The organism is Saccharospirillum impatiens DSM 12546 (genome assembly GCF_000423605.1).
GTDB lineage: Bacteria > Pseudomonadota > Gammaproteobacteria > Pseudomonadales > Natronospirillaceae > Saccharospirillum > Saccharospirillum impatiens.
This window is the reverse complement of sequence record NZ_AUIH01000144.1, coordinates 1-1,536: the sequence shown is the minus strand read 5'-3', so window position 1 is coordinate 1,536 and position 1,536 is coordinate 1. Positions and strand designations below refer to the sequence as shown.

Here is a 1,536-nt window from a genome sequence, read left to right as displayed (position 1 = left end):
GTAAGCGTCCAACCGAACCACGTTTACTCTGCGTTTCTTCTCTGTAGCGGCAGCAACTCATCAAGGCGGCTGTTGGGCCAGGTAGGCAGTTTTTCCAGCGTGTCCTTAAGCCACTGAGCAGGCTCGATGCCATTGAGTTTGGCCGTGGCCAACAGGCTTTGGATCGCCGCGGCACGTCGACCCGCGCGCTCCGATCCCATAAACATCCAGTTCTTCTTGCCCAGCGCTATCGGTCGGATCACGTTTTCCACCGGGTTGTTGTCGATCGGCAAGTCGCCCGTCTGGGCATAACGAGCCAACGACGACCATCGCTTCAGACTGTAGTCGATGGCTTTCGCCAAAGCGCTGCCGTTGGCGACAGTGGCCCGTGTCTCAAAAAGCCATGCCTGCATCGACGCCAGCTTGGGAACCGACTGCGCTAACCGTTGACGCTGCCGGGCTTCTGGTAAGCCCTCGCGAACCTCGGCTTCTATACGGTACAACTCACTTATGCGCGCAAGCGCTTCCCCCGCCACCGGGCTTTTGTTAGCGGCATGCAGGTCGAAGAACTTTCTGCGGGCATGGGCCATACAGCCAACCTCGATCACTCCGCCGCTGGCGAACAGGGCTTTGTAACCGGCATAGTCATCCACCACCAGGTGACCTTGCCAGTCGTCCAGGAAGTTGCGGGCATGGACGCCGCTGCGACCGGTTTGATAGTCGAACACGGCGATGGCCGGCTCTTCATCCAGATCGTTGCTGCGGTAAGCCCAGAGATACGCCCGCTTGGTTTTACCCTTACCAGGATCCAACTGTTGAACCGGTGTTTCGTCCGCGTGCAGCACCAAGCGCTGACGTAACAGCTCAGCCAGTCGATCCGCCAGCGGTTGCAGCGCCACGCCATAACGACCCACCCACTCCGATAACGTGGAGCGGGCCAGGGTGACGCCGTCACGCGCGGCGATCTGTTCCAGGCGGTACAGCGGCAGGTGATCCAGGAACTTGCTGATCAGCACCCAGGTGATGAGGCCCGGTGCCGCCATGCCCCCGTCGATGACGGCCGCCGGTATCGGGGCCGCCGTGATGCTCTCGCATGGGCGGCAGGCGTATTGAGGCCGGATATGGCGATGCACGATGAACTGGGCCGGGATAACATCCAACTGCTCGCTGATGTCTTCACCGATTTTCACCAAAGCGCCTCCGCACTCGCCACAGGTGCAACGCTCTGGCTCGTGATGATGATCGATTCGGGGCAGCTGCTCGGGTAAGGGTTGGCGTCCGGCACGTTCCCGTGGCGCTCGATCCTGCTTGGGCGTTTTATCCTCGACTTCGGCTTCTATCGCCGCACAGTCAGACGCCATGGTTTCCCGGAACAGATCGCGTTGGTCGGGTGAGAGGGCTTCGTTCTTGACCCCGAAGCGCAAGCGTCTGAGGTGGGCGAGCTCCAGGGTCAGTGCCTGGATTTTAACGGCATCGTGCTGGGTTTTCGCCTGCAGTTGGGTGACCTTGTGCTCGGTTGTCTCGGCCTCTTGCTGCAGCTGCAAAATCAGCGCGGCA

1 protein-coding gene is annotated in these 1,536 nt (G+C 60.6%); it reads right to left on the bottom strand.

The features are described 5' to 3' along the window. Positions 1-23: 23 nt before the first annotated feature. On the bottom strand, positions 24-1,529 hold the full coding sequence (tnpC, locus tag G565_RS0120920; RefSeq protein WP_084649510.1) for an IS66 family transposase: 1,506 nt from the start codon (positions 1,527-1,529) through the stop codon (positions 24-26). Between the last annotated feature and the right edge of the window lie 7 nt (positions 1,530-1,536).